We start from the raw sequence: 19,739 nt of genomic DNA, 5'->3' as shown, positions 1-19,739 counted from the left end.
GCATGGGCTCTAGCAAGAAGGAAGGAAAATATGAATAAGGACGAGTTAAGAAGATTAAAAGGTCTAAGTGGTGAAATTAATGATGAGCTTGATGAAGCTACTCAGCACGCTCAAGCATTTGAAAATATGACTAATAAATTGATTGAAGAAGTGACGCGGGTAGCTAGTACTTCGAAAACTGCGGACAAATTGATTGATGACATTGATGCACAGTTTGAAAAAGTAACTGGCTTATCTAAGTGTGACATCGCACTTCTATTCACAGCGGTTGCATTACAGTGTGTTAGACAGCATGTGCTTACACCGTTGCAAAATGATAAAAGTTTGCGACTTGGAGACCAAGAGGCTGCAGGAGCACATAATTATGATCGTTCGTTGCGAGCAAAAAAAATGTATTATTCCAGTACTGAAGAAATCATGGCGAACTCTGTGCCATTTGATACAACCATTGGTTCAGAAAAGTTTGGCGTGAATCTTGGTGGTGGTAAGTATCATCGTTATCGAACATTAGGCCATGACCCATTGCTTGGTTGGATTTTTGGAACGGCCAACATCATGACACGAACGATTACAACTTCGAGCTCTGGTATTGTCCAGTCATTCCACGTGGAATATGGGCAGTTTCACAATGTTAAGAGAGATTACCTTAATTCACATGCACAGACCTCATTGATGATTGAACGAGGTCTAATCAATCCACTTACTTCGTTGAAAAGAGATGAATATAAGCGTATGGCATGTGCACTTTATCAAGAAGGGCATCATCTAAATTCGGATATTAATTCTCATCAAAGTTTACCAATGCCAAGTACAGTGATGAATCCCGAATTCGCTGAGAAATTATCCAACTACGGTGTTGATATGGCGAATGTCGTTGCTGTTGGTAAGCAAGCGGGAATGGCATTTGCAATCAATATATTAATTGCGATGATCCACAGATTGATAGGTGGTGATTTTTCAGAAACTGATACAAAATTGTACGAAGTTCGAACTAGAAAGGTTATCACCTTATCCAATCTTATTGCTTCTAGCAGTAATGCAGTTTATGTCGCTATTACTAAAGATGCCTCAAAGTTGGACATGGGGGGGATGTTGGTAACTATCGCTGAGACTTTCCGAAATGCGAGCTTTATCGCGAAAGTGAAAGAAGAATATTTATCAGAGCAGTGGGCGAGTACAGTATTAGACAATCATAATTGATTTGAGGAGAGTGATAGAAATGAAAAGTAAAGCGTTCAAACGTGGTATGAAAGCTGGCGCAGAACCTTTTAATCAGATGTTCAAGGAAGTGGCTAGCAAACTTGATGAGATTCGCAATGAAGGGAAAAGTGCTGATGAAAGCCTAATTACGGCTAATCGAAAACTTAATGAAAAAACGGATGGAATTATTGATGCAATGCTTGATGAAAATTCAAAAGATAAAAGATTAATGAAGTTAAAAGAAATCGACTGCGCACCTAATCCAATGGAAGAATTAACGAATGACATCCTCAATTACCGCTATCATGATTGAGGTTGAAGTTGAAATAAACGGAGGCGATATGTTATGACGAACGATAGAGTAGCACTACTGACTGATGCAAAGGCGCAGTTAGAAGAGCTTAACAATATAGTGAAAAGCCGAAAAAAATATTTACATTATGAAATTGAAGATATTATTAATGTATCACTTGAAAAAGAGAAAAGTAAAACTAAATCACTGTTAGAGCAGGGAGTCTTTCGGGTCGAAAGCTGGCAAAAATTAATTTCAGAAGATGTGATTCGAATTGAAGACGAAACAACTATGGAATTAAATGAAAGAATTAAAGCGCTAATTGATGTTGCGATTATTATTAAAATTGTTGTAAATGACAAATGTTCGATTTCTTTTCCAGCAGATTCTCCAGTAGCGTTATTAAAGAAGAACGGGCGTCTCAAGGGGCCAAAACCTGAAATTCCGACAGATGTTCATATTATAGAAAACTTTGAGAGATATATCGTACCAAGTACGAAGGTGGCGCCAAGAGTTGCCGAAGATATTGGAACTGTCACTTCTGGTATTTATGAAAGTGTTGAAGAGTCTAAAAAAACGACTGCAAAAATCTCACATTTGTTAGGGAGATTTACTGGGGACGTTATAGGTAGCGCTATCTCTCCTTCAGTAATAGCCCTGAAAGGCGTATCTGACGCTGTAAAGGCCGTAGCAGATGCTACACCTGTTGTTGTTGGCGCGAATATGTACAATAAAGCGAAGAAACAAGAAAAGCATAATTCGAAGTTTGACGAAAATACATTAATTGGTGAATTGTATGGACCAATCGAAGTATATAAGTCAGCGTATATAAATGTTTGTTTCAATTATGGGCGTGACATTCTTGATAAGCTTATAGAAGTTATTGAAGTAGGGTTGAAAAAAATTGGATACGAAATTTCAGCCCATGAGTATCATAATCAATGTGTTTTAAATCAAATAGAGGAGTGTGATACGCAACTCAATCTGGTTGTAAATAACAGCATAAAAGATTTAATTGAGCGTAGTATAATTAAAATAAGTGATGAAAAACACGGTGGGTGGCTCGGATATGCTGGTTTTGCTAGCTTAGGACTTGCTGCATTTTTCCTTTCAGGAGTAGGTACTGTAATCGGTGTTACGGCGATACTAGGTTCAGTAGGTTCCCGAATTAGCGGACGTAGAAAACATAGTAAAAAAGTGGAAGAAATAAATGGTAACAGGCTTAATAGTTCAAAATCAGACAAGTGCAAAAAAATATTAGAAGAAGTGAAGGAAAACCAAACTAACTACATTGTTAAATACGGTAAAAACGATGCGCCATACGATGCAAACTCAAGAAAAGCGGTTTTGGAGATGATCGACGTATTTAACGAGCAAGCAGCAGTATTCACCAATAAATCGAACCTTTCGCTTGAGGATGCGCTCCGGCTTGCTTGGATTACAGGTTCTGTCGTAGGCTTTGAAAAGCTGATGAAGGTGACAAGTTATGGAAACTGATAAAATAAGGGTTCTCAATACTGTAAAAGCGCAGTTACAAGAGCTTAGTAATGTCGTCAAAACACGCAAAAGATACTTACATGTTGAGATTGACGAAAATACGGCATATCAATGGCGAGAACAACATCAATATGCTTCCTATTGATTGGTCTGTTGTCCTTAATTGGATAATTAACCAAATGCTAATCAGTCGTTCTTATTGTGGTTAGTAATCATGACTATGACTACGCCAACAATAATTTGCCAGAGAGAATTTGTTAAGGATGTAGCAATTTCGTGCATAGAAAATCAACGCAGTAATTAAATTTACCTTGTATGACTACAGTGGATATAAATCTATTGTAGTCTTTTTGCATAAGAAAGCATCATGATTGCTCCGTACAAACCCTTTATTCCCATGGAATTGACCTATTTTGATGACTTGAAAATAAGTTAATGATGCAGCTTAATTAAGGAAAGTATCAAATAAGTTATTTTTGCTGTACCTTAAATGAAGGTCGGGGAACAAATTTTGCAAATATTACTTGGCAATGTTGGCATAATTTTATGCTTATTTGTTGTATATCAGGAATACATTATTTTTGATATGTAACGGATCACCTAAAATTGAGATAATGTCGCGGTTATTTTAGTATAAAAAAAGCTGCCGGCGACACTTCTTACAAATTAATCGTGCAAATTATTGCTAATGTGTACGATTAGTCAAAACATAAAAATTAAAACATTTTAATGCTATTTTAACCATAAAACCGTAAAAGTCTTAAAAAAGCTGATTTTATTGCTAAAAAATATGAAGAAATTATGAATTTAAAAACCCTATCAGACCGGCGTTTATGAAGATTCTGTTACCTTGCTGAAATATTTGTCGCGAAAATAGCACAGTTCACTAATATATTCGTTATGTTTTCAGGGTACTATTACGTCCATGGAAAATAAACGTATGAAAAACTTAATAAAGATTGTAATGATGTTCGTGTTAGCTTTCGTTGTGACTACTACCGTAATGACTCAAACTGAAGTGCATGCAGATGCGTCAGTAAGTTCAAACAAAGCGGCCGTTTATAAAGTCGCCAAGCAACAATATGGTTGGGGTAGCACGCAAGCTAAGTACTTGAACAAAATCATCTCACGCGAATCAGGTTGGAACGTGAATGCACGCAACGGTCGTTATGTTGGTTTGTTCCAAACGACTAATGTGCGTTCACGCACGGCAACTGGTCAAGCGAAGCAAGGTTTGCGTTACATTCAAGCCCGTTATGGTACACCACACCAAGCTTGGAACCATGCTTTGCGGACAGGTTGGTACTAAACTACATTAAGTAGTAGTAAGCTAAACAACACGTAGTTTTTCATTTATATATGTATTCGATTGGAAGCACATCTTTAAGTAGGTTGCTTCCTTTTTTAGTACCCGTAATATATTCATAATATCACCATTAATCCTAGGCACATCATGTGATATACTTAGTATTGAGATATTGCCAGTTTCGACTGGAATTGTAGAACAATAATAAAAATTTTAGTTAAATGAAGGAATTGTTTATGACCACATCGGTACATGTTTTGATTGGGCTTGTTATTTTGGCGATTGTTGTTTATGTTGCTATTTTTATCACCCAGCGATTAACAATAAGAAGAGTCGAAGCACTGCAAACTAAAAAGCAGCAGCTGTTAGACTTAGATACGGATACTAGTTTGCTTGAAGGCCAGAAGATGAGTCTGACTGGTAAATCTTTGAAGCAGTTTGAACAATTACAAACGGCCTACAATGAAGTGGAAACCCAAGATTTTCTCGCGTTTGACGAAAAAGCCGATGAAGTATTTTTCGATGCCAAAGGTTGGAATGTCGTTAAAACCCGCCAAGCTTTGAAGGAGTTATCGACGCAACTCGATGTTACCGCCCAACGAATTGTTGACGTGCAAAAAGGCTTAGAAGATTTACACAAAATTGATGAAGCTCACCGGGCAGCGGTGACGCAATTGGAAAGTGAATATCAAGCTTTACGTAAAACGTTATTGACGCGGAATTTTGAGTACGGGGATTCAATTGATAAGTTAGAAGAAATTCTAGGTTCATTAGAAGATGATTTTGATGAATTTAGTCGATTGACGGCGCAAGGAGACCATACTGCGGCATCAGATATTTATGCTCAACTACATTCAGAAACTGAAAAGCTGGAAAACATGATTGATGCTATTCCAGCAATTGAAAAAGAATTATCAGGTGATTTCGTTGATCAGATTACCGAACTGCAAGACGCATACCAAAAGCTGTTGGCAGAGGGCTATGTTTTCCCCGATGGTGATGCGATGGCAGCTCAGATTGCTGAACTTGAAAACACTCGTCAATCCACAGCACTGCTCTTGAATGATTTGCATGTTGATGAGGCAGCTGATTTAACTACTAAATTATCAGCACGAATTGACGACGTGTACGATGCAATGCAATTGGAACTTGATGCTAAGAAAACAGCTAAACAAAGTGAAGCCCAACTTGATCGCTTTATTGAACACGCTAAGCACCAAAATCACTCACTATTGATGGAACTTGATCGCTTAGGCCAACGTTACATTATGACCAAGGGTGAAATTGATGCAACCCGAGAGTTAAGCGAACAAATCAAGAAAGTCGGCGATACTTTCCGTAAAGAACGTTTGGACATGCAAATGAATGCAGCGGTCTATTCAGAAGTTGCTGAAAAATTTGCGGCTGCGCAAGCCCAATTAACCGCAATCGAAAACGATCACGCTGCCATTTGGGATAGTGTGCAAGGTTTGACGGAAGCTGAAAAGTCAGCACAAAGCACCCTTGAAGAAGCTGCCTTTGATTTGCGTGACATCAAGCGCGAAGTTGAACACTGGAACTTGCCTGGGTTACCAGTTAACTATAAAAAACAATATCAAAACGTGACCCGTGAAATTGATAAATTATATAACGACATGCAAGCCATTCGGATCAATATGACTGATGTCGCTAATCAATTGAACGTGATTAAGAGTGATTTGGATTCCTTGCATGAAGCAACGGCAAGTTTGAAGTTGAATGCTAATTTGACTGAACAATTAATGCAATATGCGAACCGCTACCGACTCCAAAATGACAAAGTCGCGACCGCATATGACCAAGCGATGGATGAATATCAACACACGTTTGATTATGATAAAGCCCAACAAATTCTCGGTGCCGCCGTGGATAGTGCAGAAGCAGGGGCCTACGAAAAAATTAAAGCGCAAATGTAGTTTAAGGTCTAATCACACAAGTTGTGGTTGGGCTTTTTTGTTGTCGTGCGATATACTTAGTTCATTAACTCAAAAGGGAGCACAAATATGGAATTTCATGGAAAAGTCCGCGAAATCAAACCGTACGACCATCGGCGACATACTGGTGGCTATGGCTTCATTCAAGCCGAAAATGATCAATCAATTTTTTTCCTGTTAGCATGGGCCAAATATGAGCCAGTAAAAGTTGGTGATAACGTTGAATTTGAAACTGAGCTTGATGAGGCAGGGCGCATACATGCCAACCCAGTCCAACGTGATGAAACACGTATGGCTGCAAATATAAAACAACTATTCCAAAAATATAACTATAAGTCATCACGAAAATTACTCCCAATCCCAGGTGTGACTGCCCAAAGCACTAACATGTCAGCAGCTTATGAATCTTTGAACACTATCCAGCAACAATTTGGTGAAGACAACGATGCGTTACCAGCCACAATGCTCTCAACAATCAACGAATGGATTTCTAATGTGCTCGAACTTGATACTTACTTTGATGAACACCCACAATTAAAAGAACTCCTAATCAAACGTAATGTCCTTCCTAAGCAAAAACAAATCGAGCCTTTAACCGAGTTACAAAAAGTCATCCGTAAAATGAATTATGAACAGCGCGGGCGTTATTTTGGGGTCAAAGGTGAGCAGACCGTTCAAAGTAAACTCGACCAGCACCACCTCCAGTATGTCCAAAATCCGACATTACCGGAATTTGATACGGACGGGAATGTTGTTGGGGCCACAGAAATCGATTTTATTGTCGTTTCGATGTTTGGAATTCACGTCATTGAAGTCAAAAATTACGGTGCCGGTAAAGGGCAGGAACAACGAATTACGATTTCGCGGGATGGCCAGTGGAGTCGGATTGGTTCGACCCAAGAAAATGTGACCGGCCAAAATGATTTGCACATTTCCGCAGTTGAAGGGGTCCTTTTTGATAGTGACGCCCTGCAAGATATTGAGCGCGTGAAATTATTAGCGGCGCCAGTTTTCGTGATTCCAAATGAAAATGTGACAATTAACAATCAATCATCAGAACAAGTCATCCGGACCGGTTTCTTATACGATACCTTGGTTAGAAACGTGCGTGAGAGCCGGCAAGCGGTCCTCAGCGAATCAGAAGTCACCCGCGTCCTAGAAGTGCTTAAACAAGCGCTGGAAGCCAATCGTGAATTCCAATACTTCTTACCAGATGAAAATTTCTTGGAAGATGCCTACCAACTACGTGAGCGCTACGAAATCGCCCAAAAAGTCTTTGATCATTTGACGGATATTTATGGGTAATTGGAGTCATTTTCACAGAGCGGATCTTACCGGATGTTAGTTATTTTACGATTTGTAAACTTTTCGCTATAAATTTCGCAGGGTTAGTAGTATATTAGCTATTGACGTAAATGTTTGGAAAGTGAGATAGGATTATGTTCGGGAAGAAACAGGCAAAAGAAGCGCAAGAAGTTGTTGGTAATAACGATGAATTACGTGATTTATATTTAGTTGAAGTACAACAAATAGTGACGGAAGCAATTGAAGATCGTTTTGGTAGTTCAGTTGTCGTATTTCCAGCATTTTCATGGGAATCAGGTACCTTATCAGCTGATTTTATCGCATATCGTAGTTTTGCTGCCCGAGTCCAAGTTTCATTTAAGACGAAGCAACACACTGAAAAAGGTATGTTGAACATCATGATTGGTGTTGGGCCTTTGTGGGAAGACGTACAAGGGTTGTTGGAATCTGATTTACGTAAAGAGTTGGAACCAGAATACACCAAAGAAAATTTGGTGAAAGCCCTTGAGTTGACGGACCATTATTTACAATGGCGGTTAACAGACACACAAAAAATTAAATTTGGTATTGAATAATAAATTCACTGTGCTATAATTAATAGCATAGTGATATGGAAGATTAGCTCAGTTGGGAGAGCGTCTGCCTTACAAGCAGAGGGTCACAGGTTCGAGCCCTGTATCTTCCATCATATCAAAAGGTCTGGCAGAGATGTCGGGCTTTTTTTGTGCAGTAGTGAGTTGAAAATAGTGGCCATTTATCGGCTCTATTTCGTCTGACGTGGAATTTATAAAAAGTGATGAGATTTATGATGTCACTGCGTGGAATTATTAATTACCGCTAAACTTGCAGCGACAAGGATTACGGCATATTACTAGTCTGAATGCCTACGCAAACTAACGAAGAGGCTGGAAACAGGCTGGACTTTAGCTCGCACCGTGATGGCATAATCAGTAACGGGTTTCGTTACTGATTATGGATTTGTGAAGATGGTTACCGCGTTAGCGAACCAAGCTTCGCAAACATTTGAAGACCGCACTGTGGCTTCAAATGCTTGTCTTCCATCACGGTGTCCAGACTGGTTCCAGCCTCGTAGTGGTCAAGTTTATTCAATTCCACGTCAGACGAAGTAGAACCGAAAATTAGCTTTGGCAGCTACTATTTAGCACTTCGACGCATGCACTACCGGAAAATCTGGTAAAATGTAGGCAGATGATTTATGAAAGTAGGTGGATGTGATGGAAAAGCAAACAATTGGGGTCGTGGGCTTAGGCGGAATCGCCCAAAAAGCGTATTTACCAGTCTATGCGACGCTGCAAGACCAATATTATTTTGTGCTAACAACCCGCGATCACAATAAGTTGACCGCCTTACAAGCTAAGTATAATTTTAAGGCGACAGTACCGGATTTGGCGGCATTGATTGCGCAACAGCCGGTTGCAGTCATGGTGCATACCGCTACGGCTAGTCACGCGATGATTGTGCGAACCTTGTTATTGCATGATATTAATGTGTTCGTTGATAAACCACTTTCAGAAAATTTAGCTGAAGTTGAAGCATTATACGCCTTAGCAGAGGAACGCCACTTGATGTTAACGGTTGGATTCAATCGACGGTTTGCACCGATGAATGCAAACTTACACGAACTTGGCGTGCCCAATCAACTAATTGTTGAAAAAAATCGCATCGGCACTTATCAACCATGGAAATTTGTCGTGTATGATTTGATGCTCCACATGTTTGATACCGCATTATTTTTAGCGCCAACGGCAGCGTACGCGTATGGCAATGTGCAAGTCGATGCTGATGGTAATTTATTGCGGGCGACGGCGACGTTAGCTTTACCACAAGGCTCGGCGTTTGTTACGATGAACATGGTGACTGGATATAATGATGAGCATGTGCGCTTTAATTACGATGCTGGCCTAGTCGATATTAATAATTTGACGAGTTCAACGTGGCAAGCAGGAACTAGTGTGCAAGTTGAACATTTTCCAGATTGGACACCAACTTTGGAAGTGCGGGGATTTGCACCAATGGTTAAAGCATTTTTAGTAGCGGTAACCGAGCATGGTAAAAATCCAGTGGACCCTACATCTGCGATTGCGACGCACCGGTTAGCTGACCAATTTATTACCGATATCCAAAATAAAGAATAGGAAGGCCAATAAAAATGGCAATTGATTTAATCCAAGCCTTTCCGGCAATTAAAGTATTAAAAGATGAACCTTTAAAAAATTATACACACACAAAAATTGGGGGACCTGCTGACTGGTTGGTCTTTCCTCATTCAATAGAAGAAACAAAACAAATCGTTGATTTTGCGCGCGAAAATGGGCTGGCACTAACTGTTTTAGGTAATTCATCAAACTTGCTGATTAAAGATGGTGGCTTACGTGGCATCGTCGTGATGATGACCGAATTGACCGGACTTAGTGTGGACGGTGAAACAGTGACTGCTTTGGCCGGTAGTTTAACGATTGATACGGCGGAATTTGCCTTCGTGCATGGCTTGACGGGTCTCGAATGGGCCGCGGGGATTCCGGGCTCAATCGGTGGGGCAGTATACATGAATGCTGGTGCCTATGGTGGTGAAACAAGTGACGTGTTAGCAACTGTCGACGTGTTATCGCGCGATGGGGAATTCAAGACCTACACATTAGCTGAAGCACAATTGGCGTACCGTGACAGCATTATGCAACACACGCATGATGTTATTCTCGCGGCGACATTCCAATTGCAAGTCGGCGATAAAGTCGTTATCCGGGAACAAATGGATGACTTTAATGCCCGCCGTGCTGCTAAACAGCCACTCGAATTGCCTTCTGCTGGCTCGACATTTAAACGACCAGAAGGGCACTTTGCTGGTAAGTTGATTATGGACGCTGGTTTACAAGGTTTTCGCGCTGGTGGTGCTGAAGTTTCACGGAAGCATGCTGGTTTCGTGGTCAACATTGATCACGCCACGGCCCAAGATTTCTTAGACGTCATCAAACACGTGCAGGAAGTTGTTGCGCAAAAAGATCACGTCTTGTTAGAACCAGAAGTACGCATTATGGGCGAAGATTAATTAGCTTAAGTTTGTGGAAAATCCGCTTGCTACTTGAACAAGGTAGTCGGCGGATTTTTGTGATTTGTAAATTTAGTGGCCAGTTTTAGTTAAAGCGCCAGTAATTAAATTTGTTTTTTGGTGACGGCTCCATTACACTTATAGTATATACGCGTAAAATAGCAAGCTGAATTACTAAGGCCATTCTACATGTTATTTGATAGCCATTTCGTTATGTTGATAGGATAAATGCAACGGAATGGCATTTATTATTTACAGTTAATGAAAATTAAAGGAGATGAAGACTTGCCAATACTTGAGTTAATTATTTTATTAATTACATTAGTGATTCTCGGAAATGTAATTTCGCATTTTATTCCGAAACTGCCGGTCAGTATTATCCAAATTGTATTAGGGTTTATCGCAGCCCTGTTTATGCATACGACGATTCACCTCGATACTGATTGGTTCTTACTATTATTTATTGCACCGTTATTGTTTAATGATGCCTATCGGTTTCCGAAACGTGAATTATGGGAACTGCGCGGCCCAATTTTTGGGAATGCAATTTTCTTAGTATTTATTACGACGTTTGTTGGTGGTTTGATGATTCACTGGATGATTCCGCCAATGCCGATGTCAGTCGCATTTGCATTAGCGGCGATTTTATCACCAACCGATCCAGTGGCGGTGCAAGCAATTGCCAAATCAGCGAATTTACCGGATAACATTATGCACTTAGTTGCCGGTGAAAGTCTGATTAATGATGCCAGTGGTTTGGTGGCGTTCAAATTTGCGTTAGCGGCGACGTTGACAGGAACGTTCCACATAATGACGGCGACGGGAACATTCTTCTATATGGCAGTTTTTGGGGTCGTCATCGGATTAGTCATGATGATGGCCATCAATTGGGTACGTGATTTATTACGGCGTAAAGGGATTGATGATGTCGTCTTCCACGTGGTGTTACAGTTACTAAGCCCATTTATTATTTTCTTTGTTGCTGAAGAATTACTCCACGCTTCAGGTGTAATTGCCGTGGTGGCTGCTGGGATTTTAGCAAATGTCCATACGGATAAAAACGTGGAAGATTCACCAGAACTAACGCTCGTCGGTTTTAGTACTTGGAGCATTGTTGCCTACATTTTGAATGGGATTTTGTTTGTGATTTTAGGGATTGAACTCCCGGTAGCAACACATATTGGTCACGGTAGTTCCGAAGTTAATATTTTGTCAGCAGTTGGTTATGCGGCAGCCGTGTGGTTGGTAATCTTTATCATTCGGGTGCTCTGGGCCTACTTAAGTCAAGTAACACACCGGATATTTACTAAGGACGAAAATAGCGAAAAGCCAACGTGGCGGGTCGCAATTTTATCAGGATTAACTGGGGTTCGTGGAGCTATTACGATGGCGGGGGTGCTTTCAGTACCAGCGTTCATGGATGATGGGACGCGCTTTCCAACGCACGATTTAATGTTGTCCATTGCCGCGATGACGATTTTAATTAGTTTAGTGGTGGCCGCGATTGCATTGCCAATCATGACTCGAGCCGATAAAGTGGTTAACCCCGATATCGCTAATTTGAAAAAATTATTTGCTGAAGGATTAGCACCAGCACCGCAATTCATGACCGAAGCGCGGGCCCGGATTTTTATTTTACAATTAGCCGTCCGAACGTTGGAAAACTTGCGGCGCGAGACTAATCAATCAGCAGCCTATGATTTAATCTTGGAGTATCAATTCTTGATTCGCCGTATTCAGCTAAAATATCAGTCAAACACAGCACTAACGCCCATTATTCGGGATGAAGTTGAGTTGCGGACGATTGGTTTGGAAATCGAACGGAATCGGTTGATGAAGTTGCTGGCGGATGAGGAAATCTCAATGCTTGTCTATCACTCTGAAACGCGTCGGATTGATCGGGCTGAGGCTGATCTTGAAAATTATATTCACCAACATCCAACATTTTCAAGCAAATGGATTGAATTGGCGATTCGTCGCTTCTTCCGGAATGCTAGAATTTGGCTTAGTGACGATCATACGACGGCGCTCCAAGCACAATACGATTTGGTTCGCCATGAAACGGCGAAGGCTGCCATTAAAGGTTTATCGGCGTATCTCGATAAGAAAGATAGCGATAAAGTTTATGATTATCACGCCGTTTATAATTTGATTATTCAATATCGAAATCGAATTGAAAAAGTTAAAGATAGTAAATTAGATAATCAAACGCAATATGACCATCAACGTGCCGAGCTTGAAGTAGCGGCTTTATCGACGCAGCGTGAAGGGGTACAACAGTTGTACGAACAACATCGGATCTCTCGTCAAACGGCGATTTCATTACGGCAATATATTAATTATGCCGAAAATGCAACTTTGGTTGATCCAACGGAAGAGTAATTAGAGTAAATAGAACCAAAAATTCGGATAACAGCAAAAAGCTCGATTTCTGTAAGAAGAAATCGAGCTTTTTAACGTGGAATTGAATAAAATTGGCCACTGCGTTAGTTAGTAATAATTCGCTAACTAGAAAAAACAATCGTAAGGTGTAGATTCAATCAAATCAGTTATCGCTGATTTTGTGATGTGCAAAAACGAGTGCTTAAGGTATATTCCGTGGGTACATGAATATCCTTAAACCAAAGTACAGAAATGAGAATCCTACGCTAGAATAAAAAATTCGTACAAGAGCAAAAAAGAAAGTGGGACAAAAGGCTGCAAACCGCCTTTTGTCCCACTTTCTTTTTTAGTTCAGATAACTTTGACCAGTTTTTTTAATTGGTCGGGGCCGAAATGTTCATCCTCGTAAATTAGAATATTGGCCGCTGCTAAACTATCGTCTAACGCATTGTGGTGATGTTCAAGATTAATGCCCAACTGTGCGGCAACAGTGTTTAACTTGTGATTGGGAAACTCTGGAAATAGTTTCCGACTTGTCCGCGCCGTGTCTAATGATAAATAATGTGGTGCTGGAATGCCATAGTATTCCAACGTGCTCTTCAACACACCATTGTCAAAGGGCGCATTATGCGCGATAACTAGTTTATCCGGTGTATAGAATTGTTGGATTGTTTGCCAGACTTCAGGAAACTTGGGAGCGTCGGCGACGTCTTTTTCATGAATGCCATGAATTTGAATGTTGCGCCAATGAAATGGGGTTTCGGGCTTAATTAGTGAGTAAAATTCATCGACAACTTGGTTATTGCGCACGACGACGAGGGCGAGCGAAACGGCACTATGACGTTCAGGGCCGGCAGTTTCAAAATCCATTGCAACGAAATTCATATGAGGTATCCTTTCAAATGTTGAGTTTTGGTAGTCTTGTGGGGTGTAGTCGGTTGCTTGCCATGTATGGTAGTTAGCGTTTTAGGTGATTATCAATACTCCCGTAAACTACGCCCCAATTATTAGCCAACCAACGGCGCCAATGTGTATTGCATGTCAAAGGCGGGAATTACTTCGCCATCCATATCCGCCACGCTTTTTGTTGAATCTGGAATAGGCGTGAAACCGAGCTTTTCATAGATGTGAATTGCTGCTGGATTCCGTTCTTGGACGGACAAGAAGAGTTTATCGAGGGTACTAAAAGTTTCAGCCCAATAAATGATTTCATCGACCAACGCTTGGGCAATCCCATTTCCTTGGAATGCACCAAGCACCGCCACCCCAACTTCACTCGTACCATGCTGGTCATGGAGTTCAGTGGCCGTGGCTAAGCCGACTAGTTGGCCAGCAAATTCAGCGACAAAAATAATGTTAGCTGTCGTTTGGTGGAGTGCGTCAATTTGTTGGGCTTCTTGTTCAGCTGTGACATGGCGTGATGCTTCGGAAACCGTAAAAGTATCGGATTCGGTTGCTAAAGTTGCCAGTAATGCTAATAACCCAGACGCATCGGTGCCCACGGCTGGGCGAATGTTGACTTCTGCTGTCATGATAATTGCTCCAAAACTTGGTTAAAGTGGTCGCCCACGGCGGTAATCGTAATGGTCCGCTTAGTTGAATCGAGGTCGGCATCATCGCGTTTAAATGATAGCTTCATGTAGTTTGCTGGCAATTCATCAGCAACAAATTGTGACCATTCGACCACGCTAACACCATCACCATTAAAATATTCTTCTAAACCTAATTCATCACCACTACCATCTTCGAGACGATAAACGTCCATATGGTAAAGCGGCAGGCGACCAGTTTGATATTCACGGATAATCGTGAAGGTGGGGCTTTTAATATTACGTTTGATACCTAAACCAAGGGCGAGGCCTTTAGTGAAGGTTGTTTTGCCGGCACCCAAATCGCCATCTAGTAAGATGACATCGCCGGCTGTGACGAGCGCACCGAGGCGTTCGCCAATTGCTTGTGTAGCTTCAGCTGTGTTGACTTCAAATTTTTTCATACGCCTATTATATATCAAAAACGGTCGTAGTTTGTAGTCGGAATGACTTCTCACGTAATTTAGTTTAAAGCACCTGCAATGTTATTGTTACTTGAGAGTGCTATTATGAAATTATTAGTAAAAATACTGGTTAAACAGTATACATAAATTTTCAAGGAGTGCACGATGAATAAAAAAACTTGTACGATTGCAATTTTAGCAGCGGCATTAATTGTCGGCAGCGTTCCTACTACTGGTACGATTAGCGCCAGCACCCGGGGAACCATTGTCAAAACGACAAACAAGAAAGCCACCAAGTACCGCATTAAAAATACTAAAGTTAAGCAAGTTAAACTTAGTACGACTAAAAAAGGTCGGCGGGTCACCATTAAAAATTTGCAAAGTTTGAAAAAATATAGCAAGCAAACAATCATGGTAAAGAAACAAGTCGTGGTACGACAAGGCAAGAAAAACGTTACGTATTACGCAGCGAAGTTTGGCAAGAAAAATGGTTATGTGAAAACGACTGATTTGAAGAAAGTCGCCGCCAAGAAAAAAGCTGTCCGCACAACTGGCAAGAATCAAGTTACTAAAACGAAAAAAATTAGTTCACGTAAATTAATCACCAAGGTTAAAAAAGGCCAATTATATAAATTTAGCGGTAAGAACGTAAAAAAGACTTTTAAATTTAAGAAATCTGGTAATTTAAAAAGCTATCAACATACCGTTTGGACGGTCAAGCAACTGATAACTGTCCGTAAAAGTAACGGGCAGAAGCAACAATATTACAAGTTGAGTGGCAATCGTTACGTTGCGATTAACCAGATGACTAAAGCCGTCAACAAGGTGACCAAAACCAAAAACATCAGTAACCGGAAAACTTTATTAGTAAGCAATGCGACGGTTAATAAGTTTAGTGGCTCAATTAAGAAGTCATTTACGATGAAAAAAGCTGGGAAAGCCACGCGTGGTGCCAAGCAACGTTTTACAATTCGTAAACAAGTGACGGTCAACCAAACTAACAAGAAAAACGCAACGTATTATGAAGTTAAGCAAGATGGGACGAGTTTAGTCGGATATGTGCCGACCAGTGCGCTTCAAGCACAATACACTAAGTCCGCTACCACGACGACAATGACGACGAACCCGCTCGCTAATTACGCCTTGAGTAAAGTTCCAACTGTGAATAACAGCAATGCGCCCGCTTTTGTGAAGGCACCCAACAACTTTAAAGATTATGCAACATCAGCTAATTATGGTGACAACGCGCACACTGAGTCGGTAGCGAATGTGTATACTTCAAAGAAAAATATTAACGCGAGCCGCATGACGTTAACGACAGAATTTTTCTTACCAATTGCGAGTGCCGAAAATGATAAATACAGCACCGGATCAACTGGTAATGGTGTCGGCAATTATAACGGTTTTGATAATGTCCAATCATTAGCCTATGATCAAAGCCGTTACCTTTACGCAATGGTGAGTTATGACGCTGGTAACAACCAAGGCCGGATTATGCGGTACGATTATTCAGCAATGAAGGCCGCTGGCTTAGATACGACGGCTAACTTTGCGAAGTTACGTCAAATTGCTTATAACTTATACTATATTGCGCGTTACGGCAATGATAAGAACGGAAAGTATGCCGTTTCTGATGCTGACCGCGCAAGCTACAACCAGTGGGTGAAAGTTGGTCCGTTGATTACGATTGGTCACGGTCAAGCGCTGGCTTATAATCCCAAGGACGGCCATTTATGGATGTATCTTGATAAGCAGAACAAGGATAAATCATATACCGAAACCAAATCAGTCCTCCAACGAATCAATATGACATCATTGAAGGCTGACTACACGATTAACTATACAACGAAGAATAGTAGTGGCACGGTCATTCCGCCATTGCACAATTTGGCATTCGATAACAGCGGTAACTTCTATTCATACAGTTATTCTGATTCCTCAATTAAGATTTATCGCGGACAAATCTTGGATGACAATGTTGTTCAATTGAGTTTGGCACAAGTAATTAAGAATAGTATTGGTACTTGCAAGCAAGGTTTGATGCTTGATTTGCAAAACCAAAAAATGTACATTGAATCTGATGACGCGTTGATGAGCATGCCACTGGGTAAAGTTGGTGGCTTAGCTAAGAAGGACTTGTCTTACTGGACGTTCAAGTCTGGGAGCGGGACGTATGGACGTGAATGGGAAGGTGGATTCTTCGCCAAAGGGCAAGGGCACTTCCTAATGAACAAAGGCGTTGAAATCTTACAAGCATCTTTTAATTAAATAATTTTTCGGAGCGAGATAGTTTAGCGGTTAAACTATCTCGCTCTTTTTACTATACTAACAATTAGGGTGATATAATAGTGGTACAAAGAGGGCTTTTCGTATTAGTTGGGAGTTCGATAATGATAAGTAATTATTTTTTGAGCAGTATCTGTGGAAAAAATTGACACAGGAACGTAATTTTTGTATCAAAAAACGGTATGGGAATTAGTTCCACATACCGCTGCTAATGTTAAGTATTGCTAATCGGCCAGGTTGTATTGACCGACTTTGATGTAATAAAAGTTTACGCCTGATTTGATTTCATTGTAAAGTTGCACGTTACCATCGTGTTCAGCCAAGAATACTTGGTAACCAGTTCGTGAGTAGGTGAATCCCTTAGGTAAGGTATCAATCTTAACCATGGCCGCATTTTTGAATACGTTAGAGCCTTGAATTTGATACGTAGGTGTTAATTTTTTCACAGTTTCCAAATGTGGATTGATGGCTTTTGCGTGTAAAACAACGGCTGTTTGTTGGGGGTTAATTCCGCGCTTAACGGCACTAACAGGGACAAACGTTTCGTGGTCAGTACCTTCAGGATCATTTTCAAGTAATAGGTTACGAACTTGGTAGAAAGCATGTGACTTGCCGTGATATTTAATCATGACACGCTTGTTCACGACAAAGGTACCAGCAGCGTAATACACTGATTTAATGTAACTTGAGGCTTGATAGAAATGTGTACCACTTTTGATAAGAGTGGCATTTTTGTAGCTTTTAGGAAAAACGTTGGTGGCAGGAATTTTCGTGGTCTTGATAACTTTAGCGGCAACGGCCTTGTGACTGTTTTCGCTGAGGTTAACCGCAGCATGCGAGGTAATTGGTACACATAATAATCCAAATGCAGCAACTAAGCTTAGAATTAATGGTAGTTTTTTGTTCATGAGATGTGTCTTCTTTCAATCAATAATATAATAGCTCCAAACGACTATCCTACTCGTTAGCGGAACGCTTTTCAATGGGAACAGCGGTATTTAAAAAGATTTAAGTTTTAATAGCTTAAATTGCTGCTTATCATTAGGTGTAGCTACTGCTATGACAACGTTGGCTTTTATTTCACAAGCCTTGTAAAGGGCTCATTTGTCAAAATAATGAGATAATTATAATGAGCGAAAAACTAAATGATGCGGGGTAAAAAATATGGTAGCAAAGGAAATAGATCAAGCAAACGTAGATTTTTTTAAGTCTGGAAAAGATCTTGGAAATCAAAATATGACCTACTTAACAATGGGTGGGACCTTGCGTTATTTAGTTGACGACGCGGCGGATTTTTTGGATGTGCCGAAGTTAGACGATGTTGCGCATATCCAAAAAGTCCGCGCATTTATCACGGGCTTATTGAGTCATTTGAATCAAAAAGCAGCCGAACGTAAGTTGAATAGTGACCCAGAAATCGTGGCACTATATCAACACGTGAAACAACAAATAAAGGCGCTCGAGCCTGGGGATGATATTGAAAAAATAAGTACGGATTTACGTACGTATCAAGATCTCATTTCATCGAAGACTCGCGACGTCAAAATTCAATCAATGGATGTTGCACTTGAACTTGCGAAAAATTTATTGGATGACTACGATGTGGCTCAAACCGATGAAACGATTAGCACCCAGTATCAAGCGCTACAATCAGCTTATCAAGTGGCGTTAACGACACCTGATGTCGTGATGGAAAATCACCAGTTATGCCAGGCGTTAGAGGATTTTACTGCGCTCTTACCAACGTTTAAGGAAGAATGCCGAGAATATGTTACTAGCTTGTTGATGCCGATTCATTACGGTGCTTATACTAATTTTGTTTCGACAGATTATAGTGTGGTCCAACAAATCCAAAAAGTTGACTTAATGATTGGCCAAGCGATTGTGCCCCGTGATTTTGTCGGTGTTGTTGAGGCAATCAATGACTTAAGCGAAGCGGTCATGCTTAGTACAGCACGGAAAATGACGGTTGATGACGCGAGGGCGCATTGTGAATCATTAATTGAGTTTATCCGAAACTATTATGCCAATCATAATCGGGTTATGCCGCATGACTTAGCGAATGCTCTAGATGAAGTAGAAACTAAGTTACAAAATGTGACTACCAAGCCCGAAATAGGGACATTATTCAAGCAAATCGACCAACTCCAACCAATATCGGGTTGAAGCTGAGCAAATAAAGGGTTTATTTCGTCTGAGACCGTAGTAGCACGAAAAAAACAACACCGACAATAGAAACTCGGTAATTCGATACTTGAAAAGTACGGAAACGACAATCCCACGCTAGAATAAATAGCAATTAAACAGATAATGAAATGCTGAGGAGCCATCTGGTCTACGAAATCGACTACGTGTCGATTTAAAGAATCAGTTCTGAGTTTATTGAAATTATGAGGAGCCATCTGGGCTATCCGAATACAATGAAATTATGAGGAGCCGTCCGGGCTATCCGAATTTAA

Annotated in this window: 17 protein-coding genes and 1 tRNA gene; 14 read left to right on the top strand and 4 right to left on the bottom strand. The window is 40.6% G+C overall.

Annotated features, from left to right (window positions below; translation table 11 throughout):
• Window positions 1-30: 30 nt before the first annotated feature.
• From EQG49_RS03755 to EQG49_RS03705, 12 genes are all read left to right on the top strand, one after another.
• Window positions 31-1,200: a hypothetical protein gene (locus EQG49_RS03755; protein WP_133362713.1), complete on the top strand. Its 1,170-nt coding sequence runs from the start codon at window positions 31-33 to the stop codon at window positions 1,198-1,200.
• Between the two features lie 19 nt (window positions 1,201-1,219).
• The gene (locus tag EQG49_RS03750) at window positions 1,220-1,513 is read left to right on the top strand and encodes a hypothetical protein (protein ID WP_133362712.1); all 294 of its coding nucleotides are present in this window, start codon (window positions 1,220-1,222) and stop codon (window positions 1,511-1,513) included.
• Window positions 1,514-1,546: 33 nt separating this feature from the next.
• A complete protein-coding gene (locus EQG49_RS03745) occupies window positions 1,547-2,989 on the top strand; it encodes an NADH dehydrogenase [ubiquinone] 1 beta subcomplex subunit 10 (RefSeq protein ID WP_133362711.1) in 1,443 nt (480 codons plus the stop codon).
• The gene (locus EQG49_RS13635; protein WP_165964759.1) at window positions 2,979-3,134 is read left to right on the top strand and encodes a hypothetical protein; all 156 of its coding nucleotides are present in this window, start codon (window positions 2,979-2,981) and stop codon (window positions 3,132-3,134) included. The genes EQG49_RS03745 and EQG49_RS13635 overlap by 11 nt, the downstream gene beginning before the upstream one ends.
• Before the next feature lie 795 nt (window positions 3,135-3,929).
• The gene (locus EQG49_RS03740; RefSeq protein WP_133362710.1) at window positions 3,930-4,298 is read left to right on the top strand and encodes an aggregation-promoting factor C-terminal-like domain-containing protein; all 369 of its coding nucleotides are present in this window, start codon (window positions 3,930-3,932) and stop codon (window positions 4,296-4,298) included.
• 218 nt (window positions 4,299-4,516) lie between these two features.
• On the top strand, window positions 4,517-6,229 hold the full coding sequence (gene ezrA, locus EQG49_RS03735; protein ID WP_133362709.1) for a septation ring formation regulator EzrA: 1,713 nt from the start codon (window positions 4,517-4,519) through the stop codon (window positions 6,227-6,229).
• 87 nt (window positions 6,230-6,316) lie between these two features.
• Window positions 6,317-7,552, top strand: a complete 1,236-nt coding sequence (locus EQG49_RS03730; RefSeq protein WP_133362708.1) for a nuclease-related domain-containing protein — start codon at window positions 6,317-6,319, stop codon at window positions 7,550-7,552.
• 134 nt (window positions 7,553-7,686) lie between these two features.
• On the top strand, window positions 7,687-8,127 hold the full coding sequence (locus EQG49_RS03725; protein WP_133362707.1) for a hypothetical protein: 441 nt from the start codon (window positions 7,687-7,689) through the stop codon (window positions 8,125-8,127).
• A gap of 37 nt (window positions 8,128-8,164) precedes the next feature.
• Window positions 8,165-8,237 (top strand) — tRNA-Val (locus EQG49_RS03720).
• Window positions 8,238-8,787: 550 nt separating this feature from the next.
• The gene (locus tag EQG49_RS03715) at window positions 8,788-9,708 is read left to right on the top strand and encodes a Gfo/Idh/MocA family protein (protein WP_133362706.1); all 921 of its coding nucleotides are present in this window, start codon (window positions 8,788-8,790) and stop codon (window positions 9,706-9,708) included.
• A 14-nt stretch (window positions 9,709-9,722) separates the two neighbouring features.
• Complete coding sequence (gene murB / locus EQG49_RS03710; protein WP_133362705.1) at window positions 9,723-10,619, top strand: UDP-N-acetylmuramate dehydrogenase; 897 nt, start codon at window positions 9,723-9,725, stop codon at window positions 10,617-10,619.
• 261 nt (window positions 10,620-10,880) lie between these two features.
• The gene (locus EQG49_RS03705; RefSeq protein WP_243115747.1) at window positions 10,881-13,001 is read left to right on the top strand and encodes a Na+/H+ antiporter; all 2,121 of its coding nucleotides are present in this window, start codon (window positions 10,881-10,883) and stop codon (window positions 12,999-13,001) included.
• A gap of 351 nt (window positions 13,002-13,352) precedes the next feature.
• Here EQG49_RS03705 and EQG49_RS03700 read toward each other — a convergent pair whose 3' ends face one another.
• The 3 genes from EQG49_RS03700 to tsaE all read right to left on the bottom strand — a co-directional run bounded on the left by EQG49_RS03700 (window position 13,353) and on the right by tsaE (window position 14,994).
• A complete protein-coding gene (locus tag EQG49_RS03700) occupies window positions 13,353-13,886 on the bottom strand; it encodes a 3'-5' exonuclease (protein ID WP_133362704.1) in 534 nt (177 codons plus the stop codon).
• A 122-nt stretch (window positions 13,887-14,008) separates the two neighbouring features.
• Window positions 14,009-14,533, bottom strand: a complete 525-nt coding sequence (locus tag EQG49_RS03695; RefSeq protein ID WP_133362703.1) for a GNAT family N-acetyltransferase — start codon at window positions 14,531-14,533, stop codon at window positions 14,009-14,011.
• A complete protein-coding gene (gene tsaE, locus EQG49_RS03690; RefSeq protein WP_133362702.1) occupies window positions 14,530-14,994 on the bottom strand; it encodes a tRNA (adenosine(37)-N6)-threonylcarbamoyltransferase complex ATPase subunit type 1 TsaE in 465 nt (154 codons plus the stop codon). Before tsaE ends, EQG49_RS03695 begins: the two co-directional genes overlap by 4 nt.
• A 165-nt stretch (window positions 14,995-15,159) precedes the next feature.
• On the opposite strand from tsaE, the gene EQG49_RS03685 reads away from it, so the two are divergent.
• Window positions 15,160-17,262 (top strand): hypothetical protein, encoded by a 2,103-nt coding sequence (locus tag EQG49_RS03685; protein ID WP_133362701.1) that lies wholly within the window; start codon window positions 15,160-15,162, stop codon window positions 17,260-17,262.
• A 242-nt stretch (window positions 17,263-17,504) separates the two neighbouring features.
• On the opposite strand, the gene EQG49_RS03680 is transcribed toward EQG49_RS03685, so the two are convergent.
• Window positions 17,505-18,188 (bottom strand): hypothetical protein, encoded by a 684-nt coding sequence (locus EQG49_RS03680; RefSeq protein ID WP_133362700.1) that lies wholly within the window; start codon window positions 18,186-18,188, stop codon window positions 17,505-17,507.
• A 256-nt stretch (window positions 18,189-18,444) separates the two neighbouring features.
• Between EQG49_RS03680 and EQG49_RS03675 the strand changes: the two genes are divergently transcribed.
• A complete protein-coding gene (locus tag EQG49_RS03675) occupies window positions 18,445-19,446 on the top strand; it encodes a hypothetical protein (protein ID WP_133362699.1) in 1,002 nt (333 codons plus the stop codon).
• The last annotated feature ends 293 nt before the right edge of the window (window positions 19,447-19,739 follow it).

The organism is Periweissella cryptocerci (genome assembly GCF_004358325.1).
GTDB classification, from domain to species: domain Bacteria; phylum Bacillota; class Bacilli; order Lactobacillales; family Lactobacillaceae; genus Periweissella; species Periweissella cryptocerci.
The sequence above is the reverse complement of the archived record's forward strand: the minus strand, read 5'-3'. Positions and strand labels throughout refer to the sequence as shown.

Bases quoted from the DNA above. Each gene is read 5' to 3' on its own strand.
- EQG49_RS03740 (WP_133362710.1), top strand. From the start codon at position 3,930: ATGAAAAACTTAATAAAGATTGTAATGATGTTCGTGTTAGCTTTCGTT.
- EQG49_RS03705 (WP_243115747.1), top strand. From the start codon at position 10,881: ATGAAAATTAAAGGAGATGAAGACTTGCCAATACTTGAGTTAATTATT.
- EQG49_RS03680 (WP_133362700.1), bottom strand. From the start codon at position 18,188: ATGAACAAAAAACTACCATTAATTCTAAGCTTAGTTGCTGCATTTGGA.
- EQG49_RS03730 (WP_133362708.1), top strand. From the start codon at position 6,317: ATGGAATTTCATGGAAAAGTCCGCGAAATCAAACCGTACGACCATCGG.
- EQG49_RS03755 (WP_133362713.1), top strand. From the start codon at position 31: ATGAATAAGGACGAGTTAAGAAGATTAAAAGGTCTAAGTGGTGAAATT.
- EQG49_RS03715 (WP_133362706.1), top strand. From the start codon at position 8,788: ATGGAAAAGCAAACAATTGGGGTCGTGGGCTTAGGCGGAATCGCCCAA.
- murB (WP_133362705.1), top strand. From the start codon at position 9,723: ATGGCAATTGATTTAATCCAAGCCTTTCCGGCAATTAAAGTATTAAAA.
- EQG49_RS03700 (WP_133362704.1), bottom strand. From the start codon at position 13,886: ATGAATTTCGTTGCAATGGATTTTGAAACTGCCGGCCCTGAACGTCAT.
- EQG49_RS03675 (WP_133362699.1), top strand. From the start codon at position 18,445: ATGGTAGCAAAGGAAATAGATCAAGCAAACGTAGATTTTTTTAAGTCT.
- EQG49_RS13635 (WP_165964759.1), top strand. From the start codon at position 2,979: ATGGAAACTGATAAAATAAGGGTTCTCAATACTGTAAAAGCGCAGTTA.
- EQG49_RS03750 (WP_133362712.1), top strand. From the start codon at position 1,220: ATGAAAAGTAAAGCGTTCAAACGTGGTATGAAAGCTGGCGCAGAACCT.
- EQG49_RS03745 (WP_133362711.1), top strand. From the start codon at position 1,547: ATGACGAACGATAGAGTAGCACTACTGACTGATGCAAAGGCGCAGTTA.
- EQG49_RS03725 (WP_133362707.1), top strand. From the start codon at position 7,687: ATGTTCGGGAAGAAACAGGCAAAAGAAGCGCAAGAAGTTGTTGGTAAT.
- tsaE (WP_133362702.1), bottom strand. From the start codon at position 14,994: ATGAAAAAATTTGAAGTCAACACAGCTGAAGCTACACAAGCAATTGGC.
- EQG49_RS03695 (WP_133362703.1), bottom strand. From the start codon at position 14,533: ATGACAGCAGAAGTCAACATTCGCCCAGCCGTGGGCACCGATGCGTCT.
- EQG49_RS03685 (WP_133362701.1), top strand. From the start codon at position 15,160: ATGAATAAAAAAACTTGTACGATTGCAATTTTAGCAGCGGCATTAATT.
- ezrA (WP_133362709.1), top strand. From the start codon at position 4,517: ATGAAGGAATTGTTTATGACCACATCGGTACATGTTTTGATTGGGCTT.